Below are 24039 nucleotides of genomic sequence, written 5' to 3'. Positions count from 1 at the left end.
GGTCCAGTCCCGGCGCCCTTGATCATTTTCCGCAATGTGCGCAGCGACTACTTGTCTGGCCGTGTGTTTCAACCTGTACGCCGCGCTCCTGCATACGGCGAAGGCGGTAGGCGACGGACGAGGTGCTGGATAGCCCAACCTGGTCGCCGACTTCCCGGACCGAGGGGCTCTCGCCGTACTCGGCGACCCACTCCTGGATGCAGCGCAGGATGCGCTCTTGCTGTTCGGTGAGTCCCTGGCTCATGACGTGTGTCCCTCTGAACGTGCGGAGGCGAGGCGGCGCAGCTCCACGCGGGCTGCTGGCGACCTGCCTGCTTCTGTGGACCAGAACGGGTGCCACATCAGCCGAGTGGAGAGCTGCTGTAGAACGCGGCGCAGCCTCGCGGGGTGGGCCGGTTGAGGATCGGCGAGCGCCTCGTACGTGCGGGTCCAGGCGGTCTGGAGCTGGATCAGGTCGTTGGGGAAGGGGGGCGACGCCATGACAGCGATTAGGTCACGTGTTCGAATGTCTCTGCAAGTGGGCCGCGCACCGTGGCGCTGAGCCGTGATTCGTCATCTAGCGGTGCCTTCTGACCTGCGTTGAGACGCTTGAGTCGCGTCGTACAGCAATACGGGCGCCGCTCCCGACGTACGTCTGAGGGTCGTGGCGGCATGAGGTCCAGGCACGGTGCATGGGCTTCTTCTCGCACGTCATCCGGGGAGCCGCCGGGCCGTCTGTGGGCCGTCCAAGGAGGGCCCATACCCACCACTGGCGACCATCAACGACCACCACCCATAGCCGGTGACCCGACCGGGCCCCAACCGTCTGCGACACTGGAAGAACCATGCCTGTACCCGGAGAACTCACCTTCGTCGCGCCCCGCGGAGCCAAGAAGCCGCCGCGGCATCTCGCCGACCTCACGCCCGCCGAGCGCAAGGAAGCCGTCGCAGCCGTCGGCGAGAAACCGTTTCGCGCCAAGCAGCTCTCGCAGCACTACTTCGCGCGGTACGCGCACGACCCGGAGCAGTGGACCGACATCCCCGCCGGTTCGCGCCAGAAGCTGCAAGAGGCGCTGCTTCCCGAGTTGATGTCCGTGGTGCGGCACATCAGCTGTGACGACGACACCACCCGCAAGACGCTGTGGCGGTTGTTCGACGGGACGCTTGTCGAGTCCGTGCTCATGCGTTATCCCGACCGCGTGACGATGTGTATCTCGTCGCAGGCCGGATGTGGGATGAACTGTCCGTTCTGTGCGACGGGGCAGGCCGGTCTCGACCGGAATCTGTCGACCGCCGAGATCGTGCACCAGATCGTCGACGGGATGCGGGCGCTGCGGGACGGGGAGATTCCCGGCGGGCCCGCCCGGCTCTCCAACATCGTGTTCATGGGGATGGGCGAGCCGCTCGCCAACTACAACCGCGTGACCGGTGCCATTCGCAGGCTCACGGATCCCGAGCCCGACGGCGTCGGCCTCTCGCAGCGTGGGATCACCGTGTCGACGGTCGGCCTGGTGCCCGCCATCCACCGGTTCGCCGACGAGGGCTTCAAGTGCCGCCTCGCCATCTCGCTGCACGCGCCCGACGACGAGCTCCGCGACACCCTCGTACCCGTGAATACGCGGTGGAACGTGCGTGAGGTGCTGGAGGCCGGGTGGGAGTACGCCGCCAAGTCGGGGCGTCGGCTTTCCATCGAGTACGCGCTGATCCGGGACATCAACGACCACGCGTGGCGCGGTGACCGGCTCGGGCGGTTGCTCAAGAACAAGCCCGTGCACGTGAACCTGATCCCGCTGAACCCGACGCCGGGTTCGAAGTGGACCGCATCGCGGCCGGAAGACGAGAAGGCCTTCGTGGACGCCATCGCCGCTCATGGGGTGCCTGTCACGGTGCGTGACACCCGTGGTCAGGAGATCGACGGGGCCTGCGGTCAGCTCGCCGCGTCCGAGCGCTAGTCTGCCGGGCGTTAGTCTGGCCGGAACACAACTTCATAGCCGGAACACATCTTCATATTCCGACAGGGGAGCGCCACAGCGCTGAGAGTGCGGCACCAAGGACAGGTTGGCCGCAGACCCTCTGAACCTTGCCCGGGTCATTCCGGGTAGGAAGTTCGGACATCACTCAAGCTGTTGCGCCCTGCCCGCAGCCCCTTCAAGGCTGTGGGCAGGGCCGCGTCTCTTCCTGGTCACTCCAGGAGGAATCAATTCAGTGAGCACCACCCAAGTGAGCACCACCAAGAAGGTCACGGTCACCGCTGTTGCCGTCGGCCTCTCGCTCGTCGCGCTCTCCGCGTGCGGCAGCTCGTCGGGCAGCGGCGACAAGGCCGCCGATTCCAAGAGCGTCACGCTGGTCAGCCATGACTCCTTCAACGTCTCCAAGGACGTACTGAAGGCGTTCGAGAAGAGCTCCGGCTACAAGGTCAACGTCCTCAAGGACGGCGACGCGGGTGCCGCCGTGAACAAGGCGATTCTCTCGAAGGACAACCCGCAAGGGGACGTCTTCTTCGGCGTCGACAACACCCTGCTCTCGCGCGCGCTCGACAACGGTCTCTTCCAGTCGTACGAGGCCAAGGGCTCGGACCAGATTGCTTCGAAGTACCGCGTCGACCAGGACAAACACCGGGTCACGCCCGTCGACAGCGGAGACATCTGCGTCAACTACGACAAGAAGTACTTCGCCGACAAGAAGCTCGCCCCGCCGAAGTCCTTCGCCGACCTGGCCAAGCCCGCGTACAAGAACCTGCTCGTGACCGAGAACGCCGCGACCTCGTCTCCCGGTCTCGGTTTCCTGCTGGGGACGGCCGCCGAGTACGGCGACGGGGAAAACGGCTGGGAAAGCTACTGGAAGAAGCTCAAGGCCAACGGCGTCAAGGTCGTCGACGGCTGGGAGCAGGCCTACAACGAGGAGTTCTCCGGGTCCGCCGGGGGCAAGAAGGCCAAGGGCGACCGGCCGCTCGTCGTCTCGTACGCCTCGTCGCCGCCCGTCGAGGTGCTCTACGCGAAGCCGCAGCCCAAGGAGGCGCCGACCGGCGTCGCGACCGGCACCTGCTTCCGGCAGGTCGAGTACGCGGGCCTGCTCAGCAACGCCAAGAACGAGAAGGGCGGCAAGGCGCTCCTCGACTTCCTGATCAGTGACAAGTTCCAGGGCGACATGCCGTTGAACATGTTCGTGAATCCGGTGCGGAAGAACGCCGAGCTGCCCGAGCTGTTCGTCAAGCACGGGGTCAAGGTCGACGATCCGGAGACCATGGACCCGAAGAAGATCGCCGACAACCGCGAGCAGTGGGTCAAGTCGTGGACCTCGCTCGTACTGAAGTAAAGAGCCCGGCCCGCGAGAGGGCCGGACGCGGGGGCGCGGCGCGGCTCGGTCTCATGGCCGTGCCCGTCGCGTTCTTCGCGCTCTTCTTCGCCTATCCGGTCGCCGCGATCGTCGCGCGCGGCCTGAAGGTCGGCGGGGAGTGGCAGTTCGGACGGATCGTCGACGTCATCGGGCAGTCCGACGTCCGGCACGTGCTGTGGTTCACCACCTGGCAGGCGTTCGCGTCGACCGCGCTCACGCTGCTCATCGCGCTCCCCGGCGCGTACGTCTTCGCGCGCTTCGAGTTCAGGGGCAAGCAGGTTCTGCGGGCGGTCGTCACGGTGCCGTTCGTGCTGCCGACGGTCGTCGTCGGGACCGCGTTCCTCGCTCTGCTCGGCCGGGGCGGTCTGCTCGACGAGATGTGGGGCGTGCGGCTCGACACGACCGTGTGGGCGATCCTGCTCGCGCACGTCTTCTTCAACTACGCCGTCGTCGTACGGACCGTGGGCGGTCTCTGGTCGCAGCTCGATCCGCGGCAGGAGGAGGCCGCGCGGATGCTCGGCGCCTCGCGGTGGACCGCCTGGCGGACGGTGACGCTGCCCGCGCTCGGGCCCGCGGTCGCCGCGGCGTCCCTCATGGTCTTTCTGTTCACGTTCACCTCCTTCGGGGTCGTGCAGATCCTCGGCGGACCCGCGTACTCGACCCTCGAAGTCGAGATCTACCGGCAGACCGCCCAGCTCCTCGACCTGTCGACGGCCGCCGTCCTGACGATCGTGCAGTTCGCGGCGGTCGGCCTGATCCTCGCCGTGCACGCGTGGACCGTGCGCAGGCGGGAGACCGCGCTGAAGCTGGTCGACGCCTCCACGGTCGCGCGGCGGCCACGCGGCCCGGGGCAGTGGACGCTGCTCGCCGGGGTCATGGTCACGATCGCCGTGCTGATACTGCTGCCGCTCGGAGTGCTGATCGAACGGTCACTGAGCGGCCCCGACGGCTACGGCTTCACCTACTACAAGGAGCTGACATCGGCGGAGGGCGGGGCCTTCCTCGTACCGCCGATCGAGGCCGTCTGGAATTCACTCCAGTACGCGTTCGCCGCCACCGCCATCGCCCTGGTGATCGGCGGGCTGGCGGCGGCGGCGCTCACCCGGAAGGCCGGTCGCCTGGTGCGCGGTTTCGACGCGCTCCTGATGCTGCCGCTCGGGGTCTCCGCTGTGACAGTGGGCTTCGGGTTCCTGATCACGCTGGACAAGCCGCCGCTCGACCTGCGCTCCACGTGGATCCTGGTGCCGCTCGCGCAGGCTCTGGTGGGCGTGCCCTTCGTCGTACGCACCATGCTTCCCGTCCTGCGGGCAGTGGACGGACGTCTGCGCGAGGCGGCGGCCGTGCTCGGGGCATCGCCGCTGCGGGCGTGGCGGGAGGTCGACCTGCCGATGGTGCGACGGGCCCTGCTCATCGCCGCCGGGTTCGCCTTCGCGGTGTCCCTGGGGGAGTTCGGCGCGACCGTGTTCATCGCCCGGCCGGACAACCCGACGCTTCCGGTCGCCGTGGCGCGGCTCCTCGGGCGGGCGGGTGAGCTCAACTACGGCCAGGCGATGGCACTTTCGACGATCTTGATGGTGGTGTGCGCGGTGTCGCTGCTGCTGCTCGAACGACTCCGTACCGACCGCACGACCGGGGAGTTCTGATGGGCGTGAGCGTGAACAAGGGTGTGGATGTGGGTGTGGGGCTGCTGACGTTGGCGGACGCGACCGTGCGGTTCGGGGCGCGGGCCGTCCTCGACGAGGTGGGCCTGGAGGTCGCGCAGCACGAGATCGTGTGCGTCCTCGGGCCCAGCGGCAGCGGCAAGTCGACCCTGCTGCGTGCGGTCGCCGGGCTCCAGGAACTCGACGCCGGGCAGGTCCTGCTCGACGGCCGCGACCAGCGGGGCGTGCCCGCGCACAAGCGTGGGGTCGGCCTGATGTTCCAGGATCATCAGCTGTTCCCGCAGCGCGATGTGGCGGGCAACGTCGCCTTCGGGCTGCGGATGCACGGGGTGTCGAAGGGGGAACAGGCCGATCGGGTGGCCGAGTTGCTCGACCTCGTCGGCCTTCCGGGGGCGCAGCGGCGGGCCGTCGCCTCGCTCTCCGGCGGCGAGCAGCAGCGGGTCGCTCTCGCGCGGGCGCTCGCGCCGAGGCCGCGCCTGCTGATGCTCGATGAGCCGCTCGGGCAGCTGGACCGGTCGCTGCGGGAGCGGCTCGTCGTCGAACTCCGTGAGCTGTTCGACGAGTTGGGTACGACCGTGCTCGCGGTCACGCACGACCAGGGCGAGGCCTTCGCGCTCGCGGACCGGGTCGTGGTGATGCGGGAAGGGCGGATCGCCCAGTCCGGTACGCCCCTTGAGGTCTGGCGGCATCCAGCGGACGAGTTCGTCGCGCGGTTCCTCGGCTTCGACAACGTCGTCGACGCGACGGTGGTCGGGGAGGCGGCCGACACCGCCTGGGGAAAGATTCCGGTGCCGCAGGACGCGGAGGACGGGCCGTGCCGACTCCTTGTACGGCCGGCCGGGGTACGGCTCGTGCCCGCCGACGAGGGGCTGCCGTGCGCGGTGACGGCGCGTACCTTCCGGGGTACCCATGTCGCCGTGCGTCTGGAGCCTCGGTCGGGGCCGCGCCTTGAGGCGGCTTGTGCGCTGCGGGACGCACCCGGAGTGGGGGAGACGGTGGGGGTCGCGTTCGATGCGGGGGATGTCGTGGTGCTTGGCTGACGAGGTGGCCTGGAGCGGGGCCGGGCGGAGTGGGGCGGAGCGGGATGGCCATTGCGCCGCGGCCGTGCGCACCGTTGATCACCGGCTCCGCCGGGTTTCTCCTCGAACGCCGGACGGGCTGGACTGCCCGCCGGACGCTGAACCACCCACCGGACGAGCTGGACTGCTCGCCAGACGAGCTAAGAGGTCCGCCGGACGAGCTGAGAGGTCCGCCGGACGAGCTGAGAGGTCCGCCGGACGAGCTGAGACGTCCGCCCGGCGGGCTGAACTACCCGCCTGACGCGAGGGACGCCAGCGCGCCCGGAGCCTCATCCACCCTGTCCACCAAGGCGATCCTCGACTCCATCGACCGCCCCCGCGCCAGCGCCCGCAGCAGCGGCCAGGCAGGGAGGTGTTCCGTCCAGTGCGCGCGGTCCACCAGGACCATCGGGGCCGGTTCGCCACGCGACTCGTAGTAGTTCGGTGTCGCCGCGTCGAAGACTTCCTGGACCGTGCCCGCCGCGCCGGGCAGGAAGATTATGCCCGCGTTCGAGCGCGCGAGCAGGCCGTCCTCGCGGGTGGCGTTGGCGAAGTACTTGGCCAGGTGGGTGGCGAAGGCGTTCGGCGGCTCGTGGCCGTAGAACCAGGTGGGGATGCCCACCGACGCGCCGCCGGACGGCCAGCGCTCACGGATGTCGAAGGCGGCCCGCGCCCACTCCGTGACCGAGGGGGTGAAGGACGGCGCCTTCCCGAGGAGTTCGAGCGCCTCGTCCAGCATCTCGTCGCGGAAGACGGACGCGTACGCCCCCAGGTTCGCCGCCTCCATCGCGCCGGGGCCGCCGCCCGTGGCGACCGTGAACCCGGCGCGGGCGAGCGAGCGCCCGAGCCGGGCCGCGCCCTCGTACTCCTGCGTCCCGCGGGCCATCGCGTGGCCGCCCATGACGCCCACCACCCGGGCGCTGACAAGGAGTTCGTCGAGGGCGTCCGAGACCGAGTCGTCGTGGATCGAGCGGAGCATCGAGGAGAAGATGTCGCCGTCGGCCTTGGTCTCCTGGAACCAGGCGTAGGCGCGGGCGTCAGGAGTCGCCTCGTACCCACCCTCGGCGAGCCCCGCGAACAGTTCCTCCGGCGTGTGCAGAAGTCCGCGGTACGGGTCGAACGGAAGGCCGGGTACGGGCGGGAACACCAGTGCCCCGGCGGCCCGGACCGCGTCCACCGCTTCCTGCTCCATCGCGCAGCCGAGGAACACCGTGCCCGTGGCGTCGCGGTCCCGCAGCGAGGACGTACGCCGCGTCAGGTCTATCGCCTGGATGCGGCAACCGGCGAGCGAACCGTGTGCGGCGACCTCGTCGAACTCCTCCAGCGACTCGATCTCGCGGTCGCCGCCCGGGAGCCGGGGCGAGGGCTCGGCGGCGGATGCGGATGCTGACGCTGACGCGGATTCGGGAGTCGGCTGCATCCGCCCATGCTAAGCAGATCGCGTCGGGCTCCGGTCGTCACCCCGCGAGCCCATCACCGGCGGCTCTCAGCCCTGCACCTCGGACGGGTCCATCCACATGATCTCCCAGGTGTGGCCGTCCAGGTCGTCGAAGGCGCGGCCGTACATCATGCCGTAGTCCTGCGTCGTGCCCGCCGTGCCACCGGCCGCCACGGCCTTGTCGACCAGCTCGTCGACCTTCTCGCGGCTCTCGGCGCTCAGACAGAGCAGCGTCTCGCTGGTCGTCGTCGAGTCCGCGATCTCCTTCTTGGTGAAGTCCTTGTAGCGCGGCTTGCTCAGCATCATCGCGACGATCGTTTCGCTGATCACGACACAGGCGCAGTCGTCCGTCGAGAACTGCGGGTTGATCGTGTAGCCGAGCTCCGTGAAGAACTTCCGCGAGCTGTCGACGTCGTTCACGGCGAGGTTCACGAAGATCATCTGCTGGTACATGAGGTGTCTCCCGTTGCGGTGAGTTCTGCGTGGCGCGTGCGTTCGTGCCGGTGCCTGCGCCTGCGCCTGCGTCTGTGTCTGTGTCTTACGGAGGGGTAGACGTACGTTCGACGCAGAACTCATCGCCCGTCGCGGAATTACTTCTCGCGAGTTCGGCGAGGGCCACCGACCCCCGTCTCTCACCTCGTGAGCGGTACCGCCGCCAACTCCGCGACCACCCAGGTCAGCGGCCCGAACACGGCCGCGAGCGCGCCCGCCCGCAGCGCCGCCGTGCCGCGCAGCATCGACGTCGGCGCCCCGAGCTGGACCAGCGCGGACGTCGTGTCCGCGCGCGCGTGCTTGGCCTCGATCGCGACGGTGATCACGGTCAGGGCCGCGCAGCCCGCGACGAGCAGCGAACCGAGCATGGTCAGCGGGCCGATGGCGGGCCGGTCACCGGAGTAGAGCGTGAGCGCCGCGTACGCCCCGGAGCCCACCGCGCAGAGCACCCCGAGCGGACGCCCGATCCGCCGCGCGTCCTCCTGCAGCCCTCGCCCGGCGAGCAGCCGCATCGCGCCGGGCCGCACCGATTGCAGAACCCGTCCGCACAGATACGTGAGGCCGGGACCCGCGAGCGCGAGGCCGATCGCCGTGAGCGACCACCCGGCGAGCACCCCCGCGGGGCTGCCGGCCAGGCCGCCCGGCATCGCGAGGTCCGACGTACCGGAGGAACGGCTCGCGTACGACTCGACGGCGAGTCCCGCCGCGAGCAGCGCGACCCCCCAGGGAAGCCCGCTCGGCGGCGCGGCCGGTGTCTCCGGCCGCGCCGTTCCGTCCTGCTCGTCACGTGGCTTGGGCGGCCGGGGCCGCAGCGCGGCGGCGCTCGCCGCGGAGGCGGTCAGCGGGACGACGGCAAGGAGGGTGAGCGCGGCGGCGAGGGGCAACGGGTACCGGGCGGCGAGCAGCTCGGCCGCGGCGCCGTCGAACGGCAGGCCCGTCAGATCGCCGCGCAGGTGCAGGAAGAACAGGAGCGCCACCATCGAGCCGAGCGTGCACGCGACGGCCGTGGAGATGGCGGCGAGCACCGTGAGCTTGGCCGGGCCGAGGCCCACCGCCGAGAGCCCGGAGCGCGGCAGGGTCGCCGGATCGGTGCGGGCGACGGTGACGGCGAAGTACACGGTGGCGGCGATCGGTGCGACGCACCAGGCGAGGCGCAGCAGGGCGCCGCCCGACGCGTCCGCGTGTCCCATCGCGTACCCCAGCGTGCACAGGAGCAGGAAGCCGGTGCCCGCCGAAGCGGCGGCGACGAGCAGTCTGCGCAGCTGGACCATGGGGTGGGCCCCGCGGGCTAGACGGAGAGCGAGCACGCGGCCCGGCCTTCCGAGTCGTCGCTGTCGCCCTCGGCTGAGGAGCCGTCGGCCGAGGAGCCGTCGGCGGAGGCGCCACCGGTTGAGGAGGCACCATCGGCGGCACCGCCATCCGCGGCAGGCTCGCCGCCCGCCCCCGGCAGATGCACCGTGTTGACGCGCCGCCCGTCGAGCAGTGTGACCGTCCGGTCGGCGAGGGCGGCGACCTCCGCGTCGTGCGTGGCGAGGACGACCGTGATGCCGTGCGAGCGGGCCGCGGTCGTCAGCGTACGCAGGACGTGGGCGCGGTCGGCGCGGTACAGCGGCGCGGTCGGCTCGTCGGCGAAGATCACGGACGGCATCGTGACCAGGGCGCGGGCGATGGCGATGCGCTGGCGCTGGGCTTGGAGCAGCGCGTGTGGCCGCTTGCGGGCGCAGTCGCCGATGTCGAGGCGGTCGAGCCACTCCTGGGCGGTGTTCTTGGACTCCCGGTGCGACGCGCCGCGCAGCATCAGCGGCAGTGCGACGTTCTCGCGGGCGGTGAGCTCGGGCACGAGGTGCGGCTCCGGGTCGATCCAGCCGAAGCGGTCGCGGCGCAGGCGCTCGCGGACCACCGGGCTCATCGTGTGCACCGGCGCGCTGTTGAACCAGACCTCGCCCCGCTCGGGCAGGAGCTGGCCACAGAGGCAGCGCAGGAGAGTCGTCTTGCCGCTGCCGCGCGGCCCGGTGACGGCGAGGATCTCGCCCTCGCGCACGCCCAGGGACACGCCGGTGAGCGCGGGCGAGCCGTTGTGTGTGATGTGCAGGGCGCGTGCCCACAGCACGTCGTTGTCCGGCGGGGCCACCATCACGTACACCTCGGTTCAGATCAGTTTGCCTCCCCGTACGGGGGAACGAAGGCGAGGCCGATCGGTCACTGGGCACGCTAGGGATCCGGGCCGCGCTGCCTGGAGACGACGCGGCCCCCGGGCGCCCGTCTCACTCGAACGGGCGCCCGGGGGCCGGTGTTGATCACTCGATCACACGATAGAGGTGATCGTGCGACGGATCAGAGCTTCGTCCACGCCTCCGTGAGGACCTGGCGCAGGATGCCCTCGATCTCGTCGAAGGTCTCCTGGGTGGAGATCAGCGGCGGCGCGAGCTGGACGACCGGGTCGCCACGGTCGTCGGCGCGGCAGTACAGGCCGTTCTCGTACAGCGCCTTGGAGAGGAAGCCGTACAGGACGCGCTCGGTCTCCTCGTCGTTGAACGTCTCCTTGGTGGCCTTGTCCTTCACGAGCTCGATGCCGTAGAAGAAGCCGTTGCCGCGGACGTCGCCGACGATCGGCAGGTCGTGCAGCTTGCGCAGGGTCTGGTAGAACGCGTCCTCGTTGTCGAGGACGTGCTGGTTGAGACCCTCCTTCTCGAAGATGTCGAGGTTGGCGATGCCGACCGCGGCCGAGACCGGGTGGCCGCCGAAGGTGTAGCCGTGCAGGAAGGTGTTGTCACCCTTGTAGAACGGCTCGGCGAGCTTGTCCGAGATGATGCAGGCGCCGATCGGGGAGTAGCCCGACGTCATGCCCTTGGCGCAGGTGATCATGTCCGGGACGTAGTCGAACTTGTCACAGGCGAACATCGTGCCGAGACGGCCGAAGGCGCAGATGACCTCGTCCGACACGAGCAGCACGTCGTACTTGTCGCAGATCTCGCGGACCCGCTGGAAGTAGCCGGGCGGCGGCGGGAAGCAGCCACCGGCGTTCTGCACCGGCTCGAGGAACACGGCGGCGACCGTCTCGGGGCCCTCGAAGAGGATCTCCTGCTCGATCTGGTCGGCGGCCCAGCGGCCGAAGGCCACCGGATCATCGGCGTGAGCGTGGCTCGGGGCGCGGTAGATGTTCGTGTTCGGCACCTTGTGCGCGCCCGGGACGAGCGGCTCGAAGGGGGCCTTGAGGGCGGGCAGACCCGTGATGGACAGGGCGCCCTGCGGGGTGCCGTGGTAGGCGACCGCGCGCGAGATGACCTTGTACTTCGTGTGGTTGCCGGTGAGCTTGTGGTACTGCTTCGCCAGCTTCCACGCGGTCTCGACGGCCTCGCCGCCACCGGTGGTGAAGAAGACCTTGTTGAGGTCGCCGGGCGCGTAGTCGGCGAGACGTTCCGCCAGCTCGACGGCGTTCGGGTGGGCGTAGCTCCACACCGGGAAGAAGGCCAGCTCCTTCGCCTGCTTGTACGCCGTCTCTGCGAGCTCGTGACGGCCGTGACCGGCGTTGACCACGAACAGGCCGGAGAGGCCGTCGAGGTACTTCTTGCCCTTGTCGTCGTAGATGTAGGTGCCTTCGCCACGCACGATGGTGGGCACGGGTGCGTTCTCGTAGTCCGACATGCGGGTGAAGTGCATCCACAGGTGGTCGTACGCGGTTCGGCTGAGGTCCTTGCTCACGGCTATCGGGTTCCCCACATATAGGTCTGCTTCTTGAGCTTCAGATAGACGAAGCTCTCGGTGGAGCGCACGCCGGGGAGGGCGCGGATGCGCTTGTTGATCACTTCGAGAAGGTGGTCGTCGTCCTCGCAGACGACCTCCACCATCAGGTCGAAGGAGCCCGCGGTCATGACCACGTACTCACACTCGGCCATGGCCGTCAGCGCCTCCGCGACCGGATCCAGATCGCCCTCGACGTTGATGCCGACCATCGCCTGGCGCCGGAAACCCACGGTGAGCGGGTCCGTGACGGCGACGATCTGCATCACGCCCTGGTCGAGCAGCTTCTGGACGCGTTGACGCACTGCCGCCTCGGAAAGGCCCACGGCCTTGCCGATGGCTGCGTACGGACGGCGTCCGTCCTCCTGAAGCTGTTCGATGATCGCCAGGGAGACGGCGTCGATGGAAGAAGAGCCGTTCCCCTGTCGGGAACTACTGGAATCTGCGCTGCGACTGGCCACGACCCCATGGTGCACAGGACTCGACAGTTCCGCAAGGTCAGATCGATGAAATTCGTTGTCTGAAGCTTCAATAGTCACGGATTTCGCAGCTACGGGCCCCCGGGTATGTTGAAAGCGTCGGTGCACCGACTAGGGTGGGTGTCTCATCCACTGGACATCTGACTGGAGGGCCGGACGTGACCACCGAGCTGCGCCGCCTGCGTAACTACATCGACGGAGAATTCCGGGACGCCGCCGACGGCCGGACCACCGAGGTGGTCAACCCCGCCAACGGCGAGTCCTACGCCACCGCGCCCCTGTCGGGGCAGGCCGACGTCGACGCCGCCATGGAGGCGGCCGCCGCCGCGTTCCCCGCCTGGCGCGACCTGACGCCGGCCGAGCGCCAGAAGGCCCTGCTGAAGATCGCCGACGCGTTCGAGGAGCGCGCCGAGGAGCTCATCGCGGCCGAGGTCGAGAACACGGGCAAGCCGACCGGGCTCACGCGGTCCGAGGAGATCCCGCCCATGGTCGACCAGATCCGCTTCTTCGCGGGTGCGGCCCGGATGCTGGAGGGCCGCGCGGCCGGCGAGTACATGGAGGGTCTGACCTCCATCATCCGCCGCGAGCCGATCGGCGTCTGCGCGCAGGTCGCGCCGTGGAACTACCCGATGATGATGGGCGTATGGAAGTTCGCCCCGGCGCTCGCCGCGGGCAACACCGTCGTCCTCAAGCCCTCGGACACGACCCCCGCGTCGACCGTCCTGATGGCCGAGATCATCGGTTCCATCGTGCCCAAGGGTGTCTTCAACGTCGTCTGCGGCGACCGTGACACCGGCCGCGCGATGGTCGAGCACCACACCCCGGCGATGGCCTCCATCACCGGCTCGGTGCGCGCCGGCATGCAGGTCGCCGAGTCCGCGTCCAAGGACCTCAAGCGGGTCCACCTGGAGCTGGGCGGCAAGGCGCCGGTCGTCGTCTTCGAGGACGCCGACATCGCCAAGGCCGTCGAGGACATCTCGGTGGCGGGCTTCTTCAACGCGGGCCAGGACTGTACGGCCGCCACGCGCGTGCTCGTCCACGAGTCCATCCACGACGAGTTCGTGACGGCGCTCGCCAAGGCCGCCGCCGACACGAAGACCGGCCAGCCGGACGACGAGGACGTGCTCTTCGGCCCGCTCAACAACGCCAACCAGCTGAAGCAGGTCTCCGGCTTCATCGACCGCCTTCCGGCGCACGCCAAGGTCGAGGCGGGCGGCCAGCGGGTCGGCGAGAAGGGCTTCTTCTACGCCCCGACCGTCGTCTCCGGCCTCAAGCAGGACGACGAGATCATCCAGAACGAGGTCTTCGGCCCGGTCATCACCGTCCAGTCCTTCACGGACGAGGCGCAGGCCGTGTCGTACGCGAACGGCGTGGAGTACGCCCTGGCCTCCTCGGTCTGGACCCAGAACCACGCGCGCGCCATGCGCATGGCCAAGGTCCTGGACTTCGGCTGCGTCTGGATCAACACGCACATCCCGCTGGTCGCGGAGATGCCGCACGGCGGCTTCAAGAAGTCCGGCTACGGCAAGGACCTCTCCGCGTACGGCTTCGACGACTACACGCGCATCAAGCACGTGATGACGTCGATCGAGGGTTAAGCCCCCTCGTCCCTGGGCTAATTGGGATGCCCGGACTCGCCGCCCCCGCGTACCGTCAGGCACGCGGGGGCGGCTCCGTGGTGTGCTTCCTTCTTTCTCATCTCTGCAAAAGATTCGTAGCGCACCCACTCCCCGCCCCCGCGCCTGTGCCCCACGGGGGCGTACTACGGGGGTGTGACCTGATGACGACGGCCGATGACCTCGCGGGCCTGCTGCTGCGCCGCAGGCAGAGTGTGTACGTTCCCTCTCCCGCCGGTGCTGAACGGTCCGCCGTGACCGACGCCGCCGTGGTCGTCCTCGAAGCCGAACTCGCCGACCGCGGGCACCTCCTGACCGCCCCGCTGCGCCGGGCGCTGACCGCGCTCCCCGTCCCCGACCTCGCCGCGACCGGCCGCAAGCTGCTCGCCGACGTCGACGCGCTGATGGGCTCCGACCGCCATCACGCCCCGCTGTTCCAGGCCTTCCCCGACAGCACCCCGTACCAGCCCGCGTACGACCGCTACACCTCCCTCATCGTCGAGCGTCTCGCCGCCCAGCCCCATCAGCCCTGCATGAACTGCGCGGGCACCAAGGCACGGGTGCGCGCGCTCTCGCCGTGCGCGCATCTGCTGTGCGACGACTGCCACGGCAAGGAGCTGGACACGGGTTGCTGCGACCTGTGCTGCGTCTGGTACGCCTGCCCCGTCTGCGAGAACCGCTACGAGACCGACGGCCCCACCGACCCCTGGATCGACCCGGGCTCGGGGCTCGGCGGCGACGGCGGTGAGATCCTGCGCGCGCTGACCCTGGCGGCTCCGGGTGACGCCTCCGCCGAACTCGCGGCCCTGCTCGCCCGCCGTACGCCGCTGAGTCCGCAGGACCACGACGACCTGGTCCTGCTCCTCGGGCACCTCGACCCGGCCGACGCCGCCGACTGGCTCCCGTCCGCCGTCCCGCTGCGCGAGAGCAAGGCACTCGCCCTCGTACCACTGCTGGACGCGCCGGACGTGCGCGCGCTCGTGGGGCAGTACGCGGACACCGCCACGGATGTGCTGCGGATACTCGTCGTACGTTCCGGGGGCGACCCCGACCTGCTCGAACTGCCCCGCCTGCGCGGGCTCCCGCGTCCCGTCCGCCGTGAACTCCTCCGCCTGCTCGACGGGTTCGACCTGCGTCGCCTGGCCGAGGACATGGCCCGCAACCCGAGCGCCTGGAAGCGGGTCGGTGAAATCCTGCACCCCTTCGAGCAGGCGCACCGCCACGCGCGCGTGGCGCTCGCCTTCGCCGTCCTGCGCGGGACACGTGTCGGCGAGTCCGCCCTGGGGGAGATGCTGCTCGCCGAGGCCGCACGGCACGAGGACGTGCGCCTCGAAGGCGACCGGCTGCGGATCGTCACCTGGCAGGGGCGCGTCGAGGAGGCACTCGCCCGCTGGGACACCACGGCGGCGGCCGGGCTCCTTCGCGAGCGCCCCGGTGAACTCCTGCGCCGCCTGGACCTGTTGCTGGCCCGTTCGGGCTCGGTGACCCTGCCGGACGCGGTGGGCGATGCGCTCGCGGAGGCCCTGCCCCGCTCGGGACCCGGGCCGCTGCTCGGTGCGTACGGCCGTATGAAGGTCCGTCACGTGCCGGGGCACCGCCGCGTCTTCTTCCCGCGCGGGCGCGTCACCCAGGCGTACGCGGTCGAGGACCACCGGCCGCCGCTGGCGTCGCGGGTGGCGGGGCGTGCCGGTGAGCTGATCGAGGCGGAGGCGGTGCGGCGGCTCGCCGAGGGGGACGGGGCGGGCGAGGGCGAGCGGTACGACGTGGCCGTCCTTGACACCTCGCTCGCCGACCTGCCGGTGCCGTTCGCCGAGCGCGCGTCGGCGGCCTCGCTCGTCGCGGTGCCGCGCGGCAGCTCGCTGCCCATGCCCGCGGACAGCGAGACCGTGCGGCTCTTCCTGCACTGGCTGCAGCCCAAGGGCGTACGCGTCGACCTCGACCTGTCCGTCGCGCTCTACGACGACCTGTGGCGCTTCGTCGGCCTGTGCGACTACACGCATCTCACGTACGCGGGCGGCGCCGCCCGGCACTCCGGGGACCTGACGTCGGCGCCCGCCCCGCACGGCGCCACCGAGTACCTGGACCTGGACCTGCCGCGGCTCGCTCACACGGGGGTGCGCTTCGTCGTGCCCGCGGTCCTGTCGTACAACAACGTCCCTTTCGATGAACTCCCGGACGCCTTCGCGGGGTTCATGGCGGTCGGGGACAACGGGGGCAACGGGGGGCGGGCGACGTACGACCCGCGCACGGTCCGGCAGCGCTTCGACCTCGCGGGTGACGCGGCGCTGCGCGTGCCGATGATCGTCGACCTGCGGTCGCGGCGCGCCTGGTGGACCGACGTCACTCTCGCCACGAGGGAGGGCAACCACGACGTGTGGCGCTACCGCAAGCAGCTCGGCCGCATGGGCAACGACCTGCTCGACACCTTTCAGCCGTGCGGCCGGGCCACCCTGTGGGACCTGGCCTGCTGGACGGCGGCGGCTCGCACCGAAGGCCCCGTGTACGTGCGCGGCCGGGGCCACGTCCTGTGGGGTTACCGCCGCGGTGAGGACGAGCCGCGCGCCGACTTCGCGCTGCGGGTACGGGACGGCTGGGAGCCGGACGAGCTGCGCGCGGAGCCGGATCTGGCGGGCCGCCGGGCTCTCCTGGCGCTGCTTCACGGCGAGTTGGAGGGCGTGGAGGACGCCGCGTCCGGCACGGTGTACCGGCTCTACCCGGGGCCGGTCGACGCGGCCGCGCTGGCGCGGATCACGGCGGGGGACCTGGCGGGGTGGCTGGAGCCCGCGTGATCGACAGGGTGTCGCTTCCCGACCGCCCGGCTCGACGCAGCGTCCATTGCCTGTACGTGACACGCGGGCGCATGCTGCCGGGGTGCGAGCGAACCCCAGTGCCTCCTCAGTCTCCCGCCGGTCCCTGCTGCGTGCCATCGGCGGCGGGGCGGCCGTCAGTACGCTCGCGGGCTGCGGTGTGCCCGCCGCGTACATCGGACCCGGCGAGCGCGCGGCCGGGGACCGCTCCCGGCGGGACAAGGCGCTGACCTTCGCCAACTGGCCGCTGTACATCGACACCGACGACGATGACTCGGCCAAGCGGCCCTCGCTCGACGCCTTCGAGAAGCGGACCGGCATCGACGTCCGCTACACGGAGGAGATCAACGACAACGACGAGTTCTTCGGCAAGATCAGCCCGTCCCTGATGAACCACCAGGAGACCGGCCGCGACCTCATCGTCATCAGTGACTGGATGTGCGCCCGCTTCGTGCGGCTCGGCTGGGTGCAGGAGATGGACCGCGCCCGGCAGCCGAACGTCACCAAGTACCTCGACCCGCTGCTGCGTTCCCCCGGCTTCGACCCCGGCCGCAAGAACACGGTGCCCTGGCAGTCCGGCATCACCGGCATCGCGTACAACAAGCGCAGGGTCGGCCGGGAGATCAAGCACGTCTCCGACCTGTGGGCCGACGACCTCAAGGGCCGGGTCACGCTGCTGTCCGGGCTCGACGAGTCGTTCGCGCTGCTCATGCAGGGCGACGGCGTCGACATCACCAAGTGGAAGGCCGACGACTTCCACGCGGTGTGCGACCGGGTGGAGAAACTGGTGGCCTCGAAGCACATCCGCCGCTTCACGGGCAACGACTACATCAAGGACCTGTCGAGCGGGGACGTCCTCGCCTGCCAGGCCTACAGCGGCGACGTCATCCAGCTCCAGGCGGACGACCCGGACATCGAGTTCGTGGTCCCCCAGGAGGGCGCCGAACTGTGGGCCGAGTCCCTGATGATCCCCAACCTGGCCCGCCACAAGCGGAACGCGGAACGGCTCATCGACTACTACTACGAACCCGAGGTGGCCGCCGAGCTCGCCGCCTGGGTCAACTACGTCTGCCCCGTACCGGCCGCGCGCGACATCCTCGCCTCCTCCAAGGACAAGGAGCTGGCTGAGCTGGCCGAGGACCCGCTGATCTTCCCGGACGACGTGATGCGGAAGCGGCTCGCGATCGCGCGGGACATCACGTCGGAGGAGCGGACGGAGTTCGCGAAGAGGTGGAACGCGATCGCGGGGCTGTAGGGACGCCGCAGGTCAGGGAGCGGGTGCCCGCTGGTCTGGAGCGGCGTTCACTGTTCAGGATCGCGTGCCCGCTGGCCGGGAGTGGCGTCCGCTGTTCAGGGTCGCGTGCCCGCTGTTCAGGAGCGGCGTTCACTGTTCAGATCGCGGGCCCGCCGTTCAGGAGCGGTTTCGGCGCAGGGACTGACAGGCGTCCCCGATTGCCTCCACCGACCGGATCCACCGGCCCACCAGCGTGTCCCGCACTCCCGTCCACACCTTTCGCCACTTGAGCCAGGGCGGCAGCTCGCGGAACGGTACGAAGGTCAGGGTGTCGTCGATGGCGTCTCCGGCGAGGCCCGCGTGCCCTTCCGCGCGCAGCGCCTCGTACAGCTCCGGCGTCAGTTCGCCGTTGAGCCGGGCGGCTGCTCCGGCCGCGGTGAACGCGAAGCCTTGCTCCGCCCTGTCCGGCAAGCGCATCGCCTTGACGATGCGGGGCGAGGCCTCGGTCAGGGGGCAGTTGAAGGCGAGGCCGATCGCCGCGGAGCCCATGCGGTGGACTCTGCCGCGCTCATGTGCGGCGTCCCATTCGGATGGGGCGTGGAACCGCAGCAGGTTCTCGTCGCCGTCCCAATCCCATCCGGCCGCCATGGCAACTCTCTTCTCCATCAGCTCTGTCGGCTCCGTCGGCTCTGTCGCCTCTGGCAGCTCCGTCGGCGCACAGCCTTCCAGGCGTCCCGTCCGGCCCGGCGACTGTATCGCTCTGGCAACGCGCGGCGCGGCCTCCGCCGGTGAGCACTCCCTCGCTTTGAACACCCAGGAGTCGCCTTGCGTTCCATAGGTAACTGCGACGTGCGGCCGTCCCGTTCGGGCGCCGCGGAATAGGAACGAACGTGATGCCCAAGCGAACCGGCCTTCTCGCGGCGCTCGCCGCTCTGCCCGTCGCCCTCCTCACCGTGGCCGTCTCGTCCCCGGTGTTCGCGGCGGACACCCCGGCCTACCAGATCGACCTGGCGCAGCTGAACGACTCCGGTTCCACGGGGACGGCCCTCCTGAGCCTGCGCGGCAACGCGCTGACCGTGTGGATCAAGTCCGAGGGCATGGTGCCGGGGCAGCCCTCCGCGCAGCACCTGCACGGATCCACCGACGGGCACGACTTCCAGTGCCCCGACGACGGCGACGACACCAACGGCGACGGCATCCTCGACAACACCGAGGCCACCGTCCACTACGGCGACATCAACATCTCGCTGACCGTCTCCGGGGGCACCGACGCGGGCAGCGGACTCGCCGTGGACCGGATGCCGGTGGCCGACGCGCAGGGCAAGGTCTCCTACAAGCGGACCATCACCGTCGGGCAGGACGTGGTGGACCACATCAAGGACCTGCACATCGTGCAGCACGGCGTCGACCGCAACGACAACGGCACGTACGACTTCGAGGGCGCGGGCAAGAGCGAACTCGACCCGAAGCTTCCCCAGGAGGCCACCGCTCCGACCGACTGCGGTGTGGTCAAGGGCGCGGCGGTCGGTTCCGTCCCCGTCGGCGGAGTCGAGACCGGTGGCGGCAACGGTCAGGGCACGAACCCCGTTGCCGTGATCGGTGGCGCCGGGGCCGCGTCGGTGGCGGCCGCCGGTGTGCTGGTTCTGGTGCGTCGACGGATGACGCCCGCGCCCGTCGCCGCGGTCACGGCCACGGTCGCGAAGAACGGGGATGCCCAGTGAGCCGCTCGGGCTCGGTCCGGCGTACCTGCGCCCCCGTGATCGCCGTCTTCGCGACGGCTCTGCTGCTCAGCGCATGCGCGGGCCAGGACACGGCTGCCCCGCGGGCGACCCCGGCCCGGAGCGCGGATCGGAGCGCTGATCGGGGGGCGGACGGGGGCGGCGCGGAAGAGGGCGGCAGGACACCGGCCACGGGGTCGGGTCAAGCTGCCACCGACCTGGCCCGGTCGGTGCCCGAGCGGGTTGTCATCCCCTCCCTCGGCGTGTCGAGCGAGCTGGAGACGCTGGGGCAGAACGGGGACGGGGCGATGACGACGCCGAAGAACCCCGAACTGGCGGGCTGGTACGAGCCCGGCCCCACCCCCGGCTCTCGGGGGCCCGCGGTGATCGCCGGACACGTGACCTGGAACGGCGCGGACGCGGTCTTCAAGGGGCTGAAGACGATGAAGGCCGGAGACACCGTCGAGGTGACGCGCGAGGACGGGAAGACGGTCACTTTCACGGTGGACCGTGTCGAGGAGTACCCGAAGAAGGAATTCCCCACCCTGAAGGTGTACGGGGACATCGACCACGCGGGTCTGCGCCTGATCACCTGTGGCGGCGATTTCGACGCGGACCGGCATTACTACCCCGACAACGTCACCGTGTTCGCGAGGATGACGGGCGTGGGCTGAAGGCGGCCAGGGCGATCCGCTCCGCGATCGGGTTCATGTCCGTGCCCTTGGCGTCGGTCGCGTTGACCGAGTGGACAAGGGTGCGTGAGCCGTTCTCGGTGGAAGCGATGATGTTCGTATAGCCGTAGCGGGAGCCGGTCTTGAGCCAGATCACCTGGCCGCCGACCTCGAACCGCTGGAGCCCGGCGCCGAACGTGGCTTCCGGGATGCCCGGCCCCAGCTTCGGCAGGGTGAACATCTCCTTCAACTGGGCCTCGGGCACCACCTCTCCGCCGAACAGCGCCTGCGTGAAGGCCTCCAGGTCGGCGGTGGAGGAGATCATGTCGCCCGCCGCGAAACGGTCGAACTGGTTCCACTCGGTGACGTCGACCAGGCGCGTGGTGCCGTCCGGCTGCTTCATGCTCTGGTAGCCGCGGTTGTGCGGGCCGCGGATGCGGGGATCGGCGCCGGGAAAGTAGGTGTCGTGCAGGTGGAGGGGTCTGAAGATCCGCAGGTCCGCCTGGTCGGCGAACGAGTCGTCGGTGATCCGCTCGATCAGCAGGCCGAGCACGGTGTAGCCGATGTTGCGGTAGTGCTGCTGGGCGCCGGGGGCGTGCTCGGGCCCCTTGGCGATGGCCGACGCGACGACCTTCTGCGGCTCCAGCGTGTCGTAGCGGTGGGCGTATTCGTCGTCGAAGCCGTCGCCGGACTTCAGGCCGCTGGTGTAGTTGAGGAGGCTGCGGACGGGGATGGGCTTGAACTCCTTCTCCTTGTCCTCCTGCTTCGGGAACAAGTCCGGCATGTAGTGCTGCACCGGCTTGTCGAGGTCGAGATCGCCATCGGCGGCAAGCTGGAGCGCCACGGCCGCGGTCACGATCTTGGTTATCGACCCGGCGCGGAAGCGCCCGTGCGGATCGGCCTTCCGCCCCGTGACCAGGTCGTGCACGCCGGAACTGCCGCGCCAGGTCCCCGCCGGGCCACCGACACGGACGAGAGCGGCGGTCGCGTCGGCGTTCGGGAGCCCCTTGATCGCGTCGCGCAGCGCCTTGCCGTCGGGCGCGGAGGCATCGGTGGACGCCGTCACGGCCGACGTGTGGGCGTGGGAGTGGGAGTGGGCGAGGGCGGGGGCGGTCGCGACGCCGGTGAGGCCGAGGACCAGGGCGGTGGCGAGAGCGGTGCGGGCGGTGCGGGTGCGCAACTGCACGGTGGGACTCCAGGTGGGCTGCGGTGCGGAACTCGTGCTGTCCATCCTGGTGATCGGCCGTGCGGGGCGGATCCTCACTGGGGAGGGCGGGGGCCGGTGCCCCCCTGAGGGGTCAACACCCATACACGTAAGGGGTTTTGGCCCTGCCTCCCCTAGGGGGGCCTCGCCCGTCGGACGGTCGGCGTGCTCCTGTGCCGCCATCACCTCGTCACCATGGTCGAAGGCCCAGGCGCCGGCCCAGGCCCAGGTGCCGAAAGCCTCGATCGGGTCCAGCAACCACCGCCGGGCTATGCCGCAGGCGCCCCTCGGGCAGGGGCGGCCGTCACGTCGACATCAGCAGAATGACGAGGACGATGCCGACCACCAGAGCGATGGTCAGCATGCGGCCGACGGGATGCCGCGGATTGAGCCGGTGGCCGCGGTAGCCCCGCTCGTCGCGCTCGTACACGAAGAGCGGCTCTTCGTGCTTGTCGTACTCGCTGTTCCCCATATCCCACAAGCTAGTTGAGGGATCGTCCGGCTACGAGAGTGCGCCGCCAGGCCGTGCGAGCAAGGCGTGCAGCGTGTCGACGCGGTTGGTCGTGATCGAGTCGACGCCGATGTCGAGGAGGCGGCGCATCGAGCGCTTCGTGTCCGGGGTCCACGCCGAGACGAGGAGCCCCTGACGCCGCACCTGGACGGCCAGTTCGCGGTGGAGCAGAGAGAAGCGGTAGTTGAGCCAGCGGGGCTTGACGGCGTCGAGCACGGCGCGGCGCGGCGGGGCGAGACTCGTCCAGGTCAGAGCGATCTCGGCGGCGGGATCCGCCGCGCGCACCGCGAGCATCGTCCGGGCGCCCGCGCAGTAGTACGTCCGTTCCGCCGCCCCGCAGTCGGCGACGGCGCCGACGACCGCGCGCACGGACTGCGGCGTCGCGCCCGGCAGATCCACCATGAGCCGACGCCCTTCGGTCGCCGCGACGGCCTCCTCCAGGGTGGGTACGCCGCCGTCGGTGAGGCCGCGCACCTCGTCCGCGGAGAGCGTGGAAAGGGGGCGGTCGATGTCCCACAGGCGTTTGAGGGTCGCGTCGTGCAGCAGGACGGGGACGCCGTCACGGCTGAGACGGACGTCGATCTCCACCGCGTCCGCACCCCGCTCCAGCGCGGAGCGCAGGGACGGCAGGGTGTTCTCGCGGACGCGGTAGGGATCGCCTCGGTGGGCCACGGCTGTCACGGTGCGCATGGGCCCATTGTGGTGCCGGTCGTGGTGCCGGACCTAGGGAGCGAGCCAGGTCCGCGTGTACGTGTCGATCTCCGCGACCAGCTTCGCCTTGCCCGCCGGGTCGAGGAAGGAGGCCTCGACGGCGTTCTTCGCCAGGTCCGCGACGCCTCGCTCGTCGAGGTCGAGAAGGCGGGCGGCGACCGCGTACTCGTTGTTGAGGTCGGTGCCGAACATGGGCGGGTCGTCGGAGTTGATGGTGACCGGGACCCCGGCGGCGACGAACTGCTTGAGGGGGTGCTCGTCGAGGGTGGCGACGGCGCGGGTCGCGATGTTCGACGTCGGGCAGACCTCGAGCGGGATGCGGTGCTCGGCGAGGTGGGCGAGGAGCCCCGGGTCCTGGGCGGCGCTTGTGCCGTGGCCGATGCGCTCGGCGCGCAGATGGGTGAGGGCGTCCCAGATGGTGCCGGGCCCCGTGGTCTCGCCCGCGTGCGGGACGGAGTGCAGGCCGGCCGCGATCGCGCGGTCGAAGTAGGGCTTGAACTGCGGCCGGGCCACGCCGATCTCCGGCCCGCCGAGCCCGAAGGAGACCAGGCCCTCGGGGCGCAGCGTGTCGGTGGTCGCGAGCCGCACCGTCTCCTCGGCGGATTCGAGCCCCGCCTCGCCCGGGATGTCGAAGCACCAGCGCAGTACGACACCGAACTCGGCCTCGGCGCCCTTGCGGGCGTCCTCGATGGCGTCCATGAAGGCGCGGTCGTCGATGCCGCGGCGCACGGAGCTGAAGGGGGTGACGGTCAGCTCGGCGTAGCGGATGTTCTGCCGGGCCATGTCGCGGGCGATCTCGTACGTGAGCAGCCGCACGTCGTCCGGGGTGCGGACCAGGTCCACGACCGAGAGGTACACCTGGATGAAGTGGGCGAAGTCCGTGAACGTGAAGAAGTCGGCGAGGGCCTCCACGTCGGTGGGCACCGTGGAGTCGGGGTGGCGGGCGGAGAGGGCCGAGACGATGCGGGGGGATGCCGAGCCGACATGGTGCACATGCAGTTCCGCCTTGGGCAGTCCGGCGATGAAGGCATGCGGGTCGCGTCGGTCGTGCGTGTCGCGCTGGTCGCGTGGCTGGTCGCGGGCGCTGCTCGGATCGGTCACGGTTTCCTCCCCAGGAACGGATGTGATCGGCTGATCGGGTAAGTCGGGATCATCCTAGGCCGGAGGCTTCGGCCGAGGGCGGTGGCCGTAGCATGACGGAACGTACGAAAGAGGTGAGCGCGGCATGTCCGACGGTTCGGCGGGGTCGGGTGCGTCCGAGGGGCGGGACCCTTGGGCTCCGCCGGCGGATGAGGCGGGGCCAGGGCCGGGTTCGGGGTCGGTGCCGCTGGAGAAGCGGAATCCTTGGGCGGCGCCGTACGCGCCGTCTGCGCACGAGCAGTC

General features: G+C 70.1%; 22 protein-coding genes. 9 read left to right on the top strand and 13 right to left on the bottom strand.

What is annotated here, in order from left to right; translation table 11 throughout:
- Positions 1-22 precede the first annotated feature (22 nt).
- The gene (locus tag ACZ5CR_RS10415; RefSeq protein WP_468855694.1) at positions 23-244 is read right to left on the bottom strand and encodes a LexA family protein; all 222 of its coding nucleotides are present in this window, start codon (positions 242-244) and stop codon (positions 23-25) included.
- The gene (locus ACZ5CR_RS10410) at positions 241-480 is read right to left on the bottom strand and encodes a hypothetical protein (protein ID WP_468855692.1); all 240 of its coding nucleotides are present in this window, start codon (positions 478-480) and stop codon (positions 241-243) included. The genes ACZ5CR_RS10415 and ACZ5CR_RS10410 overlap by 4 nt, the downstream gene beginning before the upstream one ends.
- A gap of 344 nt (positions 481-824) precedes the next feature.
- On the opposite strand from ACZ5CR_RS10410, the gene rlmN reads away from it, so the two are divergent.
- The 4 genes from rlmN to ACZ5CR_RS10390 all read left to right on the top strand — a co-directional run bounded on the left by rlmN (position 825) and on the right by ACZ5CR_RS10390 (position 6016).
- Entirely contained in the window at positions 825-1931 is a 1107-nt protein-coding gene (gene rlmN / locus ACZ5CR_RS10405; RefSeq protein WP_468855689.1) for a dual-specificity RNA methyltransferase RlmN, read from the top strand.
- Between the two features lie 268 nt (positions 1932-2199).
- On the top strand, positions 2200-3294 hold the full coding sequence (locus ACZ5CR_RS10400; RefSeq protein WP_468856180.1) for a thiamine ABC transporter substrate-binding protein: 1095 nt from the start codon (positions 2200-2202) through the stop codon (positions 3292-3294).
- Positions 3270-4958 carry an ABC transporter permease gene (locus ACZ5CR_RS10395; RefSeq protein WP_468855687.1) on the top strand — a complete coding sequence of 563 codons (1689 nt, stop codon included), beginning with the start codon at positions 3270-3272 and terminating at the stop codon, positions 4956-4958. Before ACZ5CR_RS10400 ends, ACZ5CR_RS10395 begins: the two co-directional genes overlap by 25 nt.
- A 29-nt stretch (positions 4959-4987) precedes the next feature.
- A complete protein-coding gene (locus tag ACZ5CR_RS10390; protein WP_468856176.1) occupies positions 4988-6016 on the top strand; it encodes an ABC transporter ATP-binding protein in 1029 nt (342 codons plus the stop codon).
- 268 nt (positions 6017-6284) lie between these two features.
- Here the strand turns inward: ACZ5CR_RS10390 and ACZ5CR_RS10385 are convergent, their stop codons facing one another.
- The 6 genes from ACZ5CR_RS10385 to ACZ5CR_RS10360 all read right to left on the bottom strand — a co-directional run bounded on the left by ACZ5CR_RS10385 (position 6285) and on the right by ACZ5CR_RS10360 (position 12181).
- A complete protein-coding gene (locus ACZ5CR_RS10385) occupies positions 6285-7454 on the bottom strand; it encodes an LOG family protein (protein ID WP_468855686.1) in 1170 nt (389 codons plus the stop codon).
- Positions 7455-7520: 66 nt separating this feature from the next.
- Positions 7521-7925 (bottom strand): VOC family protein, encoded by a 405-nt coding sequence (locus ACZ5CR_RS10380; RefSeq protein ID WP_468855683.1) that lies wholly within the window; start codon positions 7923-7925, stop codon positions 7521-7523.
- Positions 7926-8104: 179 nt separating this feature from the next.
- Positions 8105-9271 (bottom strand): hypothetical protein, encoded by a 1167-nt coding sequence (locus tag ACZ5CR_RS10375; protein ID WP_468855680.1) that lies wholly within the window; start codon positions 9269-9271, stop codon positions 8105-8107.
- Entirely contained in the window at positions 9253-10098 is an 846-nt protein-coding gene (locus ACZ5CR_RS10370) for an ABC transporter ATP-binding protein (protein ID WP_468855677.1), read from the bottom strand. The genes ACZ5CR_RS10375 and ACZ5CR_RS10370 overlap by 19 nt, the downstream gene beginning before the upstream one ends.
- A gap of 200 nt (positions 10099-10298) precedes the next feature.
- Positions 10299-11684 carry an aspartate aminotransferase family protein gene (locus ACZ5CR_RS10365; protein WP_468855675.1) on the bottom strand — a complete coding sequence of 462 codons (1386 nt, stop codon included), beginning with the start codon at positions 11682-11684 and terminating at the stop codon, positions 10299-10301.
- A complete protein-coding gene (locus tag ACZ5CR_RS10360; RefSeq protein WP_249592806.1) occupies positions 11669-12181 on the bottom strand; it encodes an Lrp/AsnC family transcriptional regulator in 513 nt (170 codons plus the stop codon). The genes ACZ5CR_RS10365 and ACZ5CR_RS10360 overlap by 16 nt, the downstream gene beginning before the upstream one ends.
- A gap of 161 nt (positions 12182-12342) precedes the next feature.
- On the opposite strand from ACZ5CR_RS10360, the gene ACZ5CR_RS10355 reads away from it, so the two are divergent.
- The 3 genes from ACZ5CR_RS10355 (at position 12343) to ACZ5CR_RS10345 (ending at position 17862) form a co-directional block, all read left to right on the top strand.
- A complete protein-coding gene (locus tag ACZ5CR_RS10355) occupies positions 12343-13782 on the top strand; it encodes a gamma-aminobutyraldehyde dehydrogenase (protein WP_468855672.1) in 1440 nt (479 codons plus the stop codon).
- Positions 13783-13964: 182 nt separating this feature from the next.
- Positions 13965-16589: an MXAN_6230/SCO0854 family RING domain-containing protein gene (locus tag ACZ5CR_RS10350; RefSeq protein WP_468855670.1), complete on the top strand. Its 2625-nt coding sequence runs from the start codon at positions 13965-13967 to the stop codon at positions 16587-16589.
- Positions 16590-16671: 82 nt separating this feature from the next.
- On the top strand, positions 16672-17862 hold the full coding sequence (locus tag ACZ5CR_RS10345) for a polyamine ABC transporter substrate-binding protein (RefSeq protein ID WP_468855667.1): 1191 nt from the start codon (positions 16672-16674) through the stop codon (positions 17860-17862).
- 156 nt (positions 17863-18018) lie between these two features.
- On the opposite strand, the gene ACZ5CR_RS10340 is transcribed toward ACZ5CR_RS10345, so the two are convergent.
- A complete protein-coding gene (locus tag ACZ5CR_RS10340; RefSeq protein WP_468855664.1) occupies positions 18019-18507 on the bottom strand; it encodes a hypothetical protein in 489 nt (162 codons plus the stop codon).
- 224 nt (positions 18508-18731) lie between these two features.
- Between ACZ5CR_RS10340 and ACZ5CR_RS10335 the strand changes: the two genes are divergently transcribed.
- Both ACZ5CR_RS10335 and ACZ5CR_RS10330 read left to right on the top strand, forming a co-directional pair.
- Positions 18732-19562 carry a hypothetical protein gene (locus ACZ5CR_RS10335; protein WP_468855661.1) on the top strand — a complete coding sequence of 277 codons (831 nt, stop codon included), beginning with the start codon at positions 18732-18734 and terminating at the stop codon, positions 19560-19562.
- On the top strand, positions 19559-20233 hold the full coding sequence (locus tag ACZ5CR_RS10330) for a class F sortase (RefSeq protein WP_468855659.1): 675 nt from the start codon (positions 19559-19561) through the stop codon (positions 20231-20233). The genes ACZ5CR_RS10335 and ACZ5CR_RS10330 overlap by 4 nt, the downstream gene beginning before the upstream one ends.
- On the opposite strand, the gene ACZ5CR_RS10325 is transcribed toward ACZ5CR_RS10330, so the two are convergent.
- The 4 genes from ACZ5CR_RS10325 to ACZ5CR_RS10310 all read right to left on the bottom strand — a co-directional run bounded on the left by ACZ5CR_RS10325 (position 20199) and on the right by ACZ5CR_RS10310 (position 23757).
- Positions 20199-21461, bottom strand: coding sequence for a serine hydrolase domain-containing protein (locus ACZ5CR_RS10325; RefSeq protein WP_468855657.1), 1263 nt, complete (start codon positions 21459-21461; stop codon positions 20199-20201). The genes ACZ5CR_RS10330 and ACZ5CR_RS10325 overlap by 35 nt on opposite strands.
- Positions 21462-21738: 277 nt before the next feature.
- Positions 21739-21906 (bottom strand): hypothetical protein, encoded by a 168-nt coding sequence (locus ACZ5CR_RS10320; protein WP_468855655.1) that lies wholly within the window; start codon positions 21904-21906, stop codon positions 21739-21741.
- 30 nt (positions 21907-21936) lie between these two features.
- The gene (locus ACZ5CR_RS10315; protein WP_468855652.1) at positions 21937-22635 is read right to left on the bottom strand and encodes a glycerophosphodiester phosphodiesterase; all 699 of its coding nucleotides are present in this window, start codon (positions 22633-22635) and stop codon (positions 21937-21939) included.
- A 33-nt stretch (positions 22636-22668) separates the two neighbouring features.
- Positions 22669-23757 carry an adenosine deaminase gene (locus ACZ5CR_RS10310; RefSeq protein ID WP_468855649.1) on the bottom strand — a complete coding sequence of 363 codons (1089 nt, stop codon included), beginning with the start codon at positions 23755-23757 and terminating at the stop codon, positions 22669-22671.
- Between the last annotated feature and the right edge of the window lie 282 nt (positions 23758-24039).

The organism is Streptomyces sp. NPDC031274 (assembly GCF_055570235.1).
The sequence above is the reverse complement of the archived record's forward strand: the minus strand, read 5'-3'. Positions and strand labels throughout refer to the sequence as shown.

What these genes read in the sequence shown, in the direction of transcription:
- ACZ5CR_RS10415 (WP_468855694.1), bottom strand. Translation starts at nt 244, where the DNA reads ATGAGCCAGGGACTCACCGAACAGCAAGAGCGCATCCTGCGCTGCATC.
- ACZ5CR_RS10410 (WP_468855692.1), bottom strand. Translation starts at nt 480, where the DNA reads ATGGCGTCGCCCCCCTTCCCCAACGACCTGATCCAGCTCCAGACCGCC.
- rlmN (WP_468855689.1), top strand. Translation starts at nt 825, where the DNA reads ATGCCTGTACCCGGAGAACTCACCTTCGTCGCGCCCCGCGGAGCCAAG.
- ACZ5CR_RS10385 (WP_468855686.1), bottom strand. Translation starts at nt 7,454, where the DNA reads ATGCAGCCGACTCCCGAATCCGCGTCAGCGTCAGCATCCGCATCCGCC.
- ACZ5CR_RS10380 (WP_468855683.1), bottom strand. Translation starts at nt 7,925, where the DNA reads ATGTACCAGCAGATGATCTTCGTGAACCTCGCCGTGAACGACGTCGAC.
- ACZ5CR_RS10370 (WP_468855677.1), bottom strand. Translation starts at nt 10,098, where the DNA reads ATGGTGGCCCCGCCGGACAACGACGTGCTGTGGGCACGCGCCCTGCAC.
- ACZ5CR_RS10350 (WP_468855670.1), top strand. Translation starts at nt 13,965, where the DNA reads ATGACGACGGCCGATGACCTCGCGGGCCTGCTGCTGCGCCGCAGGCAG.
- ACZ5CR_RS10340 (WP_468855664.1), bottom strand. Translation starts at nt 18,507, where the DNA reads ATGGAGAAGAGAGTTGCCATGGCGGCCGGATGGGATTGGGACGGCGAC.
- ACZ5CR_RS10325 (WP_468855657.1), bottom strand. Translation starts at nt 21,461, where the DNA reads ATGGACAGCACGAGTTCCGCACCGCAGCCCACCTGGAGTCCCACCGTG.
- ACZ5CR_RS10320 (WP_468855655.1), bottom strand. Translation starts at nt 21,906, where the DNA reads ATGGGGAACAGCGAGTACGACAAGCACGAAGAGCCGCTCTTCGTGTAC.
- ACZ5CR_RS10315 (WP_468855652.1), bottom strand. Translation starts at nt 22,635, where the DNA reads ATGCGCACCGTGACAGCCGTGGCCCACCGAGGCGATCCCTACCGCGTC.